Origin of the sequence: Paenibacillus taichungensis (assembly GCF_050994985.1) — a bacterium.
GTDB classification, from domain to species: domain Bacteria; phylum Bacillota; class Bacilli; order Paenibacillales; family Paenibacillaceae; genus Paenibacillus; species Paenibacillus taichungensis.
Window position 1 is genome coordinate 2,661,701 of the sequence record NZ_CP194720.1, and the last position, 13,383, is coordinate 2,675,083.

General features: G+C 43.0%; 10 protein-coding genes. 5 read left to right on the forward strand and 5 right to left on the reverse strand.

Going from position 1 to position 13,383, the window contains the following annotated elements; translation table 11 throughout:
• Nucleotides 1-103: 103 nt before the first annotated feature.
• The 3 genes from ACR1R9_RS11980 (at nt 104) to ACR1R9_RS11990 (ending at nt 3,022) form a co-directional block, all read left to right on the forward strand.
• Nucleotides 104-955: a MurR/RpiR family transcriptional regulator gene (locus ACR1R9_RS11980; RefSeq protein WP_433923614.1), complete on the forward strand. Its 852-nt coding sequence runs from the start codon at nt 104-106 to the stop codon at nt 953-955.
• 109 nt (nt 956-1,064) lie between these two features.
• Complete coding sequence (locus ACR1R9_RS11985) at nt 1,065-1,721, forward strand: TetR family transcriptional regulator (protein ID WP_433923613.1); 657 nt, start codon at nt 1,065-1,067, stop codon at nt 1,719-1,721.
• Nucleotides 1,722-1,741: 20 nt separating this feature from the next.
• A complete protein-coding gene (locus ACR1R9_RS11990) occupies nt 1,742-3,022 on the forward strand; it encodes an MFS transporter (RefSeq protein WP_076288578.1) in 1,281 nt (426 codons plus the stop codon).
• Between the two features lie 67 nt (nt 3,023-3,089).
• On the opposite strand, the gene ACR1R9_RS11995 is transcribed toward ACR1R9_RS11990, so the two are convergent.
• On the reverse strand, nt 3,090-4,304 hold the full coding sequence (locus ACR1R9_RS11995) for a sugar efflux transporter (RefSeq protein WP_076288577.1): 1,215 nt from the start codon (nt 4,302-4,304) through the stop codon (nt 3,090-3,092).
• A 235-nt stretch (nt 4,305-4,539) separates the two neighbouring features.
• Between ACR1R9_RS11995 and ACR1R9_RS12000 the strand changes: the two genes are divergently transcribed.
• Nucleotides 4,540-5,448, forward strand: coding sequence for an AraC family transcriptional regulator (locus tag ACR1R9_RS12000; RefSeq protein ID WP_076288576.1), 909 nt, complete (start codon nt 4,540-4,542; stop codon nt 5,446-5,448).
• Nucleotides 5,449-5,503: 55 nt separating this feature from the next.
• On the opposite strand, the gene ACR1R9_RS12005 is transcribed toward ACR1R9_RS12000, so the two are convergent.
• The 4 genes from ACR1R9_RS12005 to ACR1R9_RS12020 form a co-directional block, all read right to left on the reverse strand.
• Nucleotides 5,504-6,232 (reverse strand): amino acid ABC transporter ATP-binding protein, encoded by a 729-nt coding sequence (locus tag ACR1R9_RS12005; RefSeq protein WP_433923612.1) that lies wholly within the window; start codon nt 6,230-6,232, stop codon nt 5,504-5,506.
• Nucleotides 6,225-7,667 carry an amino acid ABC transporter substrate-binding protein/permease gene (locus ACR1R9_RS12010; protein WP_076288574.1) on the reverse strand — a complete coding sequence of 481 codons (1,443 nt, stop codon included), beginning with the start codon at nt 7,665-7,667 and terminating at the stop codon, nt 6,225-6,227. Before ACR1R9_RS12010 ends, ACR1R9_RS12005 begins: the two co-directional genes overlap by 8 nt.
• A 350-nt stretch (nt 7,668-8,017) precedes the next feature.
• Complete coding sequence (locus ACR1R9_RS12015; protein ID WP_143764618.1) at nt 8,018-10,159, reverse strand: M1 family aminopeptidase; 2,142 nt, start codon at nt 10,157-10,159, stop codon at nt 8,018-8,020.
• Nucleotides 10,160-10,440: 281 nt separating this feature from the next.
• Entirely contained in the window at nt 10,441-12,384 is a 1,944-nt protein-coding gene (locus ACR1R9_RS12020) for a glycoside hydrolase family 127 protein (protein ID WP_433923611.1), read from the reverse strand.
• Nucleotides 12,385-12,510: 126 nt separating this feature from the next.
• On the opposite strand from ACR1R9_RS12020, the gene ACR1R9_RS12025 reads away from it, so the two are divergent.
• Entirely contained in the window at nt 12,511-13,374 is an 864-nt protein-coding gene (locus ACR1R9_RS12025; RefSeq protein WP_433923610.1) for a helix-turn-helix domain-containing protein, read from the forward strand.
• Nucleotides 13,375-13,383: the final 9 nt, after the last annotated feature.

Below are 13,383 nucleotides of genomic sequence, written 5' to 3' on the forward strand. Positions count from 1 at the left end.
TACATTTGATCAATGTTTTGTAATTCTGATGCCCTCTTTTTAAACAAAATGTTTACTGGACGCTCTACATCAACGTTATTTCAATGAATCCGGGGTGAACCTGTTGAAAATATTGACCCAATTAACAGACATGAACCACTTTACACCAAATGAAAAAAGCATCGCTTCTTATATTCTGACTCATAAGGAGCTAATGCTTCATTTGAATATTCAAGAGCTTGCCAAAGCTACATTCACGTCACATTCTGCCATCAATCGCTTAACTCATAAGCTTGGACTTTCAGGGTTTAAGGAGTTCAGTATTAAGCTTGCCCGAGAGTTTCAGCAGGATGCTCAGAACATCTCCAATATCGATCCCAATTATCCGTTCGCTCTTGGCGAATCTTCACTCCAGGTGGCAAAAGATATAGCTGAACTAATGAAAGAAACGATTGAGAAAAACTTTGCTTTTATGGATGAAGCCTCTCTAACAGAAGCAGCCCATTTGCTTGATCAGGCGAAACGAATCTTCATCTATGCGTTGGGGGATTCTCAGATTCGCGCGAAGAGCTTTCAGAATAAATTGATTAAAATCAATAAATACGTCGTGATCACAACAGAGCTATCTGAATGGGCCTACCACACCATAAATCTTACCCTACAGGATTGCGCCATTTTTTTGACCTATCATGAAAAATCGCCCATTTTCCTAAAGGCAGCCCAACATTTCTCGCGTGCAAAAATTCCATTTATTACGATTACCGCGAATCATCAAAGTGAGTTGGCCAAGATGAGTACGATCTGTATCCAGGTGCCGAATGACGAAACAAAACATGCAAAGATTGGTACGTTTTCATCACAAATTGCCTTTGATTACGTATTAAACGTGATATATTCCTGTATCTTTCAAATTGACTACGCCAATAACATGCAAATGACTACTTATTCGTTGAAGAATTTCAATTTGGATGAGTGATATAAAAATAATCAACGCACTTGAAGAATTGTTCTTGCGTTGATTATTTTTTTCTATTGCAAAATGAACCTCGTGTCATTATTATAAAAATGACACGAGGTTCATTTTGATGAAACGGGAAGGAAGTGGTGAAATGTCACCCAAACTAACAGATACTCAAAAAGAACGGAGAAATCTGCAAATACTTGAAGCAGCCAAACGGGTGTTTACCGAAAAGGGTTATGGTGCAGCGACGTTAAAGGATATCATTCAGGAAACTGGAATGAGTCGGGGCTGGATTTACTTGTATTATCAGACCAAAGAGGATATTTTCGAAGCATTACTGGATTATCAGGATGCCGATTATGAACAGTATATCAATCAGCTAATGGATTCCTCTTCCTCCATATGGGAAATGGTGACTACGATTTACTCCCAGCAGTTGCAAGAACTCCATCGTTCTCCCCACGGAGGATTGATGCCAGCGTTCTATGAGTACTTTCTGGTCGGGTGGCGCGAAGAGCCACGCCGCGAGCTGCTTCTTGAACGATATGAAAAGGGAATCGCACAGTTTGCGGAGCTGCTTCGAATCGGTGTGGAACGTGAAGAGTTCTCACCTGTCATGAACATTATGGATATATCCAGACTCGCAGCTTCCTTTCAGGAGGGGATTATGACTCACTACATTGCCATTGGTCCTGAAAAAGCAAACACTCGGATGCAGTATGAGGCACTGATGCTTTATTTGAAGAATCTGCTCCATCCAGTATCGATCAAAGAGATGTAACATTAGGGGGGAAGGAAGGAATGAAGACGCTCTTTCGTAATTCAACGTTCTGTAAGCTTTTCATTGCGGCTTTTGCGTCACAGCTAGGAACCGTGATTGGAAATATGGCATTCGCCTTTTATTTGGTAGACAGGTATAGTGAGCGCCCATCACTCGCTACGATGGCAGAGCTGATGTATTCATTGCCTACCTTGACTGTGTTCTGGATCGTTGGTGTCATCGCTGACCGATTCGACCGCAAGCATATTGCCGCCTACAGTGACTGGATCAGGGCAGGCCTTACCCTGCTGCTGCTATTATTTGTTCATTATGACATGCTGTTCTTCTGCTTTTTGATGCTCTTCTTACGCAGCTCGATATCCAAATTTTTTGGTCCAGCAGAAATGGGATTGCTGCAAGGCAGCATTGATCAGGACCAATACGTTCAGGCCTCCGGCCTCAATCAAATGATCATGGGGATGTTCATGCTTTTTGGCATGAGCTTAGGAGCAGGGGCCTATCATTTTATCGGCATTAAAGGTGCCTTTATCATCGACTGTGTCAGTTTCCTGATCTCCGGTCTTCTATTAGCCTGGGGAGATTTCCCCGAACGTGCCCGTATCCCCAACGGAAGAACCTCTATTCGGGAACTACGGCTATCACTTCTTTTTAAGGATTTCTGGCATGGCCTTCGGTATATTTCCGAAAATCGATTGCTTCTCGTACTGATTAGTGGATTTCTGTTTTTCGGTATTGTAAACGGTGTCTTCTCTGTACTCCCCATCTTCACCATGAAATACAAGCTAAGCCCCGACAATTACGTCGTTCATTCTTCGCTTATTACTGTCTTTATGGGGATCGGCTTTCTGATAGGCAGTATCATTGCTCCTCACTTCATCCGGCGCTTCACAAGAACTCCGATTTTGATATCGGGGCTAATCATTTCCAGCCTGCTCATCGGAGGACTTGGAACAACCGTGCGGATCGAAGTCTATCTTGTTCTCATCCTGTTGGCGGGAATCACCATAGCTCCCATTAACATTGCGCTTGGCAGTTGGATGCCAGAGCTTGTTCCCCCGCAAAATATGGGCCGAGTTAATTCATTAATCGAGCCAATTATGATGCTTGGGCACTCACTGGCTCTGGGAGGTATCGCCCTCACCTTTCCATTCTGGTTATCGGTCACCTGGCTGCATTACATGCTGGCATTCTGCACGATCGCTGTCAGCTTTTTCTATCTAAGATTCCTGCCCTCCCTGGTTCGTAACCAATTGGTTTATTCAACGGGCGAGAAGGCCATTGCAGATGAAAAAGAAGCCTAAACAAGATTCACCTGAGTGAACACCTGCCAGCCTCTTTCTTTTGAACATGGAATTGAAGCAATAAGAACTACGCGGAGTGTCCTGCTGTTGGTTTGGCTTTTGAATGAACCCTTGTCGCCCATAGGATCAACACAGAGAAAATCATGATAACGATACACATCCAGTACACATGACGAAATCCGATGATTTGGGCAAGAATACCGCCGCCCATATTTCCCACAAGACGACCAATAATAGAGCCATTGTAATAGAGCGTCGTGGACTGTCCCGGTGAATGAGGCAACAAATCCGTGAAATAGCTTAGTCCATTCCCCATCACAATGGCTACATATATTGCCTGCAGGAGCTGCGCCGCGATAAGCTGCCAGGAATGGGTGGATAGGCTTAAGATGGCGTAATAAACAAGCCCAACAAAACAACCGATTATCAACAAAGTGTGGTTTGATATCTTCTTGCCCAAGGAACCTAATACAAGCATAATGGGGATCTCCAAACAAGCAGAGATACTAACGACCAATCCAACTTCCATCGGTGTACCCTGAAGCTCATGAACAATAAACAACGGTGTGTTGATGGTATTCATCGCATTTACAGCAAACAGGAAGATAAAGGCGATAAACGGCAGCATGATTTTTTTGTTTTTCAGCGATGAAGTGTGTGCGCTTTTTACTTTATCCTTATTTTGCTGGACTAATTTTCGTCTTTGTAGAAAAAAGAAAACAAGAAATGCGATGGTAATATAGATAAAGGACGTGCCCAGAAAGAGACCCTTATATCCAAGTACACCCAATATAACTGTACCGACAAGTGGTCCAATCAGGAAGCCTAAGGACACAAGTGAACGTAATATAGACATTGCGAACGTTTTATCATTGTTTTGACTTGCTACTGCCGATTCCTGTGCATAGGCGTAGATTTGCGGCATCGCAGGTGCGCCTAATCCACTAAAAAAAGTTATGACAACCAACAGAATAATGAATTGATCAAATACCAAATATGAAGCGTATCCCAACGCAGACGATATCATTGCCAAAATAATTAACCATTTCCGATCCAAGCCGCGATCTGACCGTTTGGCAATAAGCGAGTTGACCAGTACTCCACCTAATGAACTTACTGCCATGAAAACGCCAAAGGTTCCCATGCTCATTCCCAAAACTTCGGTGGCATACAAGGACAGATATGGCTGAGTAATTGAAATACCTATTCCGACCAGCAGAATGCAAATGATGAATAAACGATATCCTTTTATCTCAAACAGATTTTTAATCCGTGTAAACAAATTCTCACCTCCAGTCAGAACGCATTTCGTTAATAGCGAGAGAACGATTTTTCATTCTGATTCTCCTCTCTAAAAAAGTAAGGCTGTTGCCGTGTCTCTGTCATCCAATTATGCACCAAGTGAATTTAAGACCGATAACCAATTCATCGCAAAAGATTGCCTAATCTTCTCAAGACCATTTATATATAGGATCTTCATGGTTTATAATTGGGCTATTCCGTTGAAGGAGGATATTATGTCTAAGCCCATATATAAGCAACAGGAAGATCTTGCCCGTGTTATTCAGCAATATTCAGAACACGAAGGTTTAAATGAAACTGCGATTCCTTCTTTATTTTTTATTCGTCGCTCATCAGTGACCGGTCCGAAGCATGCTGTTTACAAACCGTCCTTGTGCATTATTGTTCAAGGTGCAAAAGATGTATGGCTGGCCGAGGAGCGCTTCAGATACAGTCCAGCCGATTATCTTGTGGCCTCCTTGGACCTTCCGGTTACCGCACAAGTGGTTGAGGCTTCCTCAGACGCTCCCTATTTGGCTCTAAATCTTGTATTTACGCCGGAGCAAGTGCTGGATGTATTACGCGATACCGAATTGCGAGGTAGGCGGAAGGAAAATGCCAAACGAGGCATATATGTTAGCCCGACGGAGTTAACGATGTTGGATGCCCTAATTCGATTAGTCCGGTTGCTGGATAAACCAAAGGATATCTCGATATTGGCCCCTCTGTACATCAAGGAAATTCTCTACAGAGTTCTTGAAGGTGAGCATGGAGGCATGTTAGAGCAGATTGCACTTGAAGGAAGTGCTACGTACCGCATCCGAGATGTGATTGAACGGATTGTAAGTAGTTATAATCAAACGTTTCGCATCGAGGAGCTTGCGGAGATTGGAAAAATGAGCGTGGCTTCACTGCATAGACATTTCAAAGAGGTTACCGCCATGAGTCCTATTCAGTTCCAAAAACAATTAAGACTGCAGGAAGCAAGGCGTCTGTTATTGTCTGAATCGACGGATGCTGCGGATGTTGCTTTCCAGGTCGGCTATGAAAGTCCTTCACAATTCAGTCGTGAATATTCTCGCATGTTTGGTTTTCCGCCAAGAGAAGATGTAAAACGTCTACGAGCAATGACCCATTCAAATTAAATGCACACCAAAAACCCCTCAAGAAATGATCTTGAAGGGGTTTTGATTTGGCTTTTTAGAGTACTTTCTCCAAGAAGCTGATCGTCCGTTCATTTTTTGGATTTCCGAATATTTCAACAGGGGTGCCCTGCTCTACAACATATCCACCATCCATGAAGACAACCCGATCCGCAACTTCACGGGCAAAGCCCATTTCATGAGTCACGATAATCATCGTCATACCTTCGCTCGCAAGATCCTTCATTACACCAAGGACTTCGCCTACCATCTCGGGGTCGAGCGCCGAAGTTGGTTCATCGAATAACATAACGTCCGGATTCATGGCAAGCGCACGAGCGATCGCTACGCGTTGTTTTTGTCCCCCCGAAAGTTGGTTGGGATAGCTGTTAGCTTTATCCGACAAACCAACCCGATCCAGTAAACGAAGTGCCGTATCACGTGCTTCCTGTTCTTTTAATTTCCCAAGTTCTTTGGGTGCAAACATAATATTTTTGAGCACGCTGAAATGAGGAAACAGGTTAAAGTGCTGAAATACCATACCTATGTTCTCGCGAGCTTTGTTAATGTTCGTTTTGGGATCATTTAGATCCCTATCATCTACGATAACCCGTCCAGCTGTGATCTCATCTAGCTGGTTTATGCAGCGCAAAAACGTACTTTTACCTGAACCTGAAGGTCCAATGACACAGACAACTTCACCTTCGTTGAGCGATATATCGATGCCCTTCAGCACATGATTCGTGCCAAAACTTTTCTTTAATCCTTCTACTTTAATTTTACCCACGACGAACCCTCACCTCCAGGTAGTCAGCAATTTTAGTCAATGTGATGATAACAATCAGGTACATAATCGCAACAGTCAACCAAATGTCAAAAGAGGCGAATGTTCTTGCGATGACAATCTTACCGGATTGCGTCAACTCCACCAGACCAATAACGGACAAGATCGACGTATCTTTCAATGTAATAACCATCTGATTAATGAATGAAGGAATCATAACCCGTATGGCCTGAGGGATTACAATCTTTATCATCGCTTTGCGATAAGGAAGCCCCAATGAACGGGCGGCCTCCATCTGTCCACGATCAATCGATTGAATACCCCCGCGAATAATTTCCGTTACGTACGCTCCTGCATTTAGACTCAACGTCAGAATGGCGGCCAGGAACAGTGGCATGGTGAAGCCCATCGCCTGAGGAATCCCGAAATAAATAAATAATGCCAGGACGATCAACGGTATCCCGCGGAAAATATCCACAAATACAGTAGCAACAACACGAAGAAACTTATTTTGACCCACTTTCATAAAAGCAAAAATCAAGCCGATGATAAAGGCGAAAAACAGCGACATAATCGTATACAAGAGTGTTTTCCCCATACCTTTGAACAGCACAGGTAGAGATTTTTGAACTAATTCCCAACGACCCTGGTTTGCGACAACATTCTCGCCAAGGTAGTTCTCTTTTATACGATCATACTCCCCGCTTACCTTAATATTCGTTAGGCCGTCATTAAACATCTTTAGGAGTTCCTGATTCTGCCCCTTGCTAACCGCAAATCCATAGGAAGCCCCATCTTCTTTCTTGGTCACGATTTTTAAACCGTTATTTTGTTTTACCCCGTAAGCCAGTACTGGATAATCTTCAAAACACGCTGCTGAATTCCCCGTCTTTACATCGTCATACATTTGTGAAGAATCATCAAACGGAACGATGGTAAAGCCGTATTTTGAGGCGATGGATTCAGCAAAGCTGTACCCTTCTGTGCCAGTCTTCACGGCGACTTTTCTACCGCGAAGATCTTCGTAACTTTTTACGGTATCGTTATTTGCGCTCACACCCATAACTACACCTGAATCGAAATAGGATTCTGAAAAATCAAACTTTTGTTTGCGTTCATCCGTGATACTCATCCCGGCAATGACGCCATCCACCTGATTGGACTCAAGAGCTTGCACAGCCGCATTAAATCCCAGGGCTTTGATTTGATAATTGAAGTTCTGGTCTTTGGCGATCGCATCCAGCAAATCCATATCGATGCCTACATAATCCCCATTTTCATCTTGATATTCAAACGGTGCAAATGTGATGTCCGTGCCGATCACATAGGTTTTACCTGAATTGGAGTTTGCATTGGCATCCCCCGACCATCCGGATAACCCCGCCACTAGGAGCAGAATTAGTGATAGTACAAAAAATGAGACCTTGGTTGTTTTCATATGTCCTCCTCATCTCGGTGTTCTCCGAATCCTAATCATTTTCTTGTCATTGATGTTACTGTCGTGTCGTACATTTTTAGGTGTCTTTGCACATTATATTGTTATTATTTGCAGTATATTAACAATCAATGCTTTCCCTAACATTCTTCATGTTCCTCCGCAACGTTTTATTTTACATCCATTTAAAGATCCACGTTATATTTACCCTTCAGGACAGGTTTTAAAAACCTAAAATGAACTTAAATAAAAAAAGTCGCCATATAGGCGACTCTATAACAGACAATATGATGATCTTCGCATGACAATTGCCAAGGTATTTAATCTTTCTTTATAAGAATGGACACTTCGGGTTATTCTTCAGCGAAAAATTTTGAAAGTGGATTTTCCACTTTTTTATCCAATGTTACCTTGCCCTTCTTGTCCAACATATAGTACTGATAATAAGCGCTGCTGAATCCAATGGATTCTTGCATCTTCATCATAAATGGTTCAAGACTCCCACTGCTCAGATGATCTTCATTCCAGAAATAGTGCAGCATCAAACGATTTTGATTATAAGGGTGTTTGATCACATAGGCTCCCGCAGCAGACGGTTGGTTCATAGTCGTTTTCCATTGAAAACCGATATGGGTAGCACGGTCTATAATGCTGGATTTTAATGCTTGTACAAAACCATTTGATTTGGCGTTACCAAGTACAATCAGGTTGCTGGTAGCCAGTTCTTTTTTCATTTTTCGCTTCAATTCCTGCCGGTCCTGGATCAGGTCATACTTCACTCCGGTTAAATCCAGAAGAGTTGTCAGTTGGTTTACCATAGCTTCCTGTTGTTTGTTCGCTGCCTTGCTCACCTGATCACTTAGCACAATGGCTAATCGCTCACCTTGAAGGGCTTTATCCATCACACGGCTCATCGTTTCAAAAGGTAAATTCGGAACCTGAGTTAACGCTGATCCATACAGCGATTGAAACTGATCATGCAGGTATGCCGTTTTCTCCTCATTCGACAGTTGATACTCGGGCTTCAGCGTAAAATTAGGCTCATATAAAACCGTCTTCATATCATCTCGCGCCTCTTTCCCCAGTACATCTTCTATCGTTTGAAGAAGTCCGTCAATCGTAGCGTTTTGGTACACATAGCGTTTAAAATACTCTTTCATAAAGGCATCGAATTTCTCTTCACCGACGGAACGGTACAATTGGTATATCGCTTGACGGCCTTTATCGTAATAAACTGGGCTTGCCCAATCTCCCACCTCGTCATTAGTTGAAGCAATAGCCTTATCCACAGTGGAATCGTCAAATTGGATGGACTTGAAGCCATTCATCGTATCCCCCTGCTTCTCAGAAAAATACACTTTGGAGAAATCTGCAAATCCTTCGTCCAGGAAAGACTCTGTCTCCGAGTTATTCCCGATTAACGCATGAAACCACTGGTGCGCGATTTCATGCACAAATACGGTGTCCTGTTCTGGAGCAGAATTTATTCCGATTTGCCCCATTTGGATTAGCCTTGAATACTCGATAGCTACACCTTCTACATATGATTCAACAATCCGAAATTCAGGATAAGGGTATTTACCGTATTTATCACTGAAAAAATCAATGGCTTTGAATGCTTGATCAACATACCCATCAACGATTTTTTTCTTACCTGGCTGGTTGTCAAAATAATAATACTCTACGGTGAGGCCATTCCGGGTTACGCTGTCCACTTTGAAGTTTGGGCTGGCAAAGAAAGCAAACTCCCTCGTATTCTCAGCTACGGTGGATACCACTTTGCGTCCAGTCTCTGCATCATCCCGTGTGGTTATCGTACCAGGCATCACTACCTGATATTGATCGGGAACATTGAACTGAACTTCATAATCCGCGGAAGTATAATAATCCGTTTCAAATGTTTTACTATAAGGTTTGCTATCCCATTCATGCTTGGCCTCATCATAGACTGACATTACAGGGAACCAATGAGCCCCATTGATAATATCTTTGTAATACGATAACCGCTGTGAGCCATAGGGAATCTTCAGATTAAAGTGGACTTGAACCGTCACGGATTCACCAGGCTGAAGGTGTTGCTCCAATTTCACCGACATAGCTTGGTCTTTATTACTGAAATCAAGGGCTTGCCCACCGGTCGTCACCTTCTCAATATCAATTCCTCCAAGAAAGTCTTCCGGTTTCTTATCAGGGTTATTTTTGCTAATCTCTTCATTGGAATGTTTAAACATGGTCGTCTGTGTCGATTCCGAAAGATTGGCATCAGCATAAGTATGAAAAACCAGTTGCTTCAATGTATCTTTGCTCGTATTTCTGTAAGTAATGGATTCACTCCCCTCTATGGTCATCTTCTTCTCATCCAGCCGGGCTTGAATTCGATATTGGATAGGCGCTTGAGCCTGAATATCTTTTGTTGCTTGTGAAATAGCTGATACAGGAGCTGCATTAGCGGCAGCACTACCCGTACTTATGATCGGGCATGCGGTCAGAATCATAGCGAGTGCGCTGATGGCTGTTATTCTGATTCGATTTGATGTGTATGAACGTGTATGATTGATATAAATCTCTCCCTCGAATGATTTTTGAAGCTCAGAGGCAAGTATAGAAGATCAACCTTACATTGGTTTAATGCGGATCTTAAATTTCGTTTAAAAAAAGAAGCTGTTTGTATTAAATGAGCATGACCATAAAGCAAAAAGTCGCCATTTAGGCGACTTTTTGTAATTGTGTCTCTTTACCGATTTTCAATGAAAGGTGTCACAAACGAATTATAGAATCAGGTACGAAGCCAAACATTCATTTCTCCGGCTTGTCGATTGCCCCATAAATAAAAAGGGTTTGCTGTGAGTTGTACTGGTTTGACGTTTTTGTGTAACGGCTGGTAAGGTTGATTATCCAACCACACGGATTCATCCACAAGTAGCCCATCAACTTCTACAGTAATGCAGCCACCAAGCAGTTCAGGCGTTTCGTGTTCTCTCAACTCTGGCTCCTCTGCGAATGAGAGTGAAGACAGTGGAGATCCATTATCCACTTGCTCCAGGCAATAAACGAGTGGGCCGCGTTGGATGGCAGCTTTCCCAGCATCTGGCCGGATCAGAGGATGAGCAGCGATCAATTGGGTCTCTAGTGGCAATATCCACTCTACTGTATCACCATCGGACCAGGCACGTTCCATTTTTGCATAACCATTATGCTTACGATAATGTTGAGGTTCTCCGTTGATCTTTAATATTGGATCCTGACTTTGAAACCACTGAGGAATGCGGACTGCAATCTCAAATGGAGCAGCTTTAGCATCATTACCAGCCAAAGAAATCGAGAACTCCACCTTTCCATGCCACGGTAATTCGGATCGTTGGTGTACTGTTACTTGCAGACCGTCTCCTGTCACCCATTGAAGCTCGCTACCGATAAACAAGTGCACATACACCGTTTTTCCGTCATTAGATATGTCATAAATATAATCATGAAGTGAACTCAATAAACGTGCCACATTAGGCGGACAGCATGAACAACCAAACCATTTCTGCCGTACGGGCTTCACATGATGTTTGTCTGGATTTTTTTCACTTGCGTCCGGGTATACCTCTAGTGGATTTACATAGAAGAAATGTTGTCCATCTTTGGACATGCTGCCAAGCACATTATTGTATAGTGCTCTTTCCATGACGTCAGCATAGTCACTTTTGGCTTCCAATTGCAGCATCCGACGTGCCCAGAAAATTAGTCCAATGGAAGCACAGGTCTCTGCATAAACCGTATCGTTAGGCAGATCATAGTCAAACGTGAATGCTTCCCCCAGATGTGTTGCACCTATGCCGCCGGTAATATACATTTGCTTGCGCGTTGTATTGATCCAGAGCCGCTCACAGGCTTCTTGCAAACTTGAATCATTCGTGAGGCGTGCCAAATCGGCCATGGCGGTGTACATATAGACTGCACGAACAGAGTGACCCACAGCGACCGTTTGTTCTCTCACTGGCAGATGAGACTGATATACCTCAAGATTGGGAGTCCCCTGTGACCAAATATTTTTCCGTCCCCGGCGTTCCCACTCTTCCACGAAATAACTTGGCTTGTTACCGCGCTCATTAATGAAATAACTGCTCAGATTCAAATAACGTTGTTCTCCTGTAACGTTGTACAGTTTAACCAGAGCTAATTCAATTTCCTGGTGCCCGCAATACGCCTGAATTTTACCTTGCTCGGTTCCAAACAAGCTATCAATGAGATCAGCGAACCGACATGCGATGTCGAGAAAAATGCGCTTCCCTGTCGCATGATAATATGCAACTGCTGCCTCTATCATATGTCCAGCACAATATAGCTCGTGAGCTTCATACAGATTGGTCCATTGTCTTCCAGGCTCTTTAATGGTGAAGTAGGTATTTACATAGCCATTTTCATGTTGAGCTTGACCAATCAGATCAATCACTTCATCAGCGATGCTCTCCAGCTTGGGATCAGGATGGTTACCGATCGAATAAGCAACCGCTTCCAACCATTTGTAGAGATCACTATCCTGAAATACCCATCCCCCGAATTCACCTTTCTCCAAGCCAGCTGCAATTCGGAAATTACGGATGGCATAGCTCGGCTCCGCGCCTTCGATTCGGTCATTGAGCGCTTCCCATTGATAAGGAATGACAGTCTGACGGACTAATTCGGAGTATTCTTTCCAGAAGGTGTCTTGAATGGCTACTTTGGCTTTTCGCATTATGGAATTCCTCCTATAAAATTGACTCTTGTGGTTTTCAATTATAAGCTGTGATTACATGGGAAAATAGAATTGAATTGAACTCTTTTCTATAAAATTTAACACTAATAGGGAGGGTTATCTGTTTTGAATGGAGATGGAATCATAGAGCTTAACGTCCCCCAACTCCCCTATTATCTAGGAGCAGGACGTTCTGAATATGAAATCGGAGATCAACATCCGAACCGAAAAAATCTTGGTATCTACGATGTACTGATTGTGGTCAAGGGAGAATTATATATTGGAGAGAATGATCAGCAATGGACCTTGGAGAAAGGAGACTCACTAATCCTGCTGCCAGAAGGAGAACACTATTCGGTCAGGCCGTGTTCACAGAAAACGGTATTTTACTGGCTGCATTTCGAGCATGTTGAAAGATATGAAAGCTTGCTGACCTCTTCTGATCATGAACCGGAGTTGCAAGATTCCTCCAGACCGTTTGGCAATCCTTATACGTTAAGGCTTCCTAAACATTCGAAATTAGCCCATCCACAAGCGGCTTTCAATCTTCTGGAGCAATTATTGACACTAGAAATGGATAGCTCCTTTTGGCAGGAGCAGCGCTTGCTAGGTGAATTGCTTTCCATGCTGGAAGAAGGCAGCTTGCGGGTAATGGATTCCGTGCAGACACGATTAGCAGAACAAGCAGCAATATATATTCAACAGAATTACAAGACAAAGGTCACGAATGAAACGTTGGCAGCAGCTCTCCATTTTCATCCCAACTATGTTATCCGTTGCATGAAGATGAAGTATGGTAAAACACCAATTGAATATTTAAATGAACTTCGTTTAGAACGTGCAAAGCGATTACTGGTTACTACAGACTGGTTGATTGATCGCATTGCAGAAGAAGTGGGCTTTCGTTATGCTCCATACTTCTCATCCTGTTTCAAACGGTATATCGGGTTGTCTCCGCTTCAATTTCGAAAGCAATATATGACTACGTAATGATATGAA

What these genes read in the sequence shown, in the direction of transcription:
- ACR1R9_RS11985 (WP_433923613.1), top strand. Translation starts at nt 1,065, where the DNA reads ATGAAACGGGAAGGAAGTGGTGAAATGTCACCCAAACTAACAGATACT.
- ACR1R9_RS11990 (WP_076288578.1), top strand. Translation starts at nt 1,742, where the DNA reads ATGAAGACGCTCTTTCGTAATTCAACGTTCTGTAAGCTTTTCATTGCG.
- ACR1R9_RS12000 (WP_076288576.1), top strand. Translation starts at nt 4,540, where the DNA reads ATGTCTAAGCCCATATATAAGCAACAGGAAGATCTTGCCCGTGTTATT.
- ACR1R9_RS12010 (WP_076288574.1), bottom strand. Translation starts at nt 7,667, where the DNA reads ATGAAAACAACCAAGGTCTCATTTTTTGTACTATCACTAATTCTGCTC.
- ACR1R9_RS12015 (WP_143764618.1), bottom strand. Translation starts at nt 10,159, where the DNA reads ATGATTCTGACCGCATGCCCGATCATAAGTACGGGTAGTGCTGCCGCT.
- ACR1R9_RS12020 (WP_433923611.1), bottom strand. Translation starts at nt 12,384, where the DNA reads ATGCGAAAAGCCAAAGTAGCCATTCAAGACACCTTCTGGAAAGAATAC.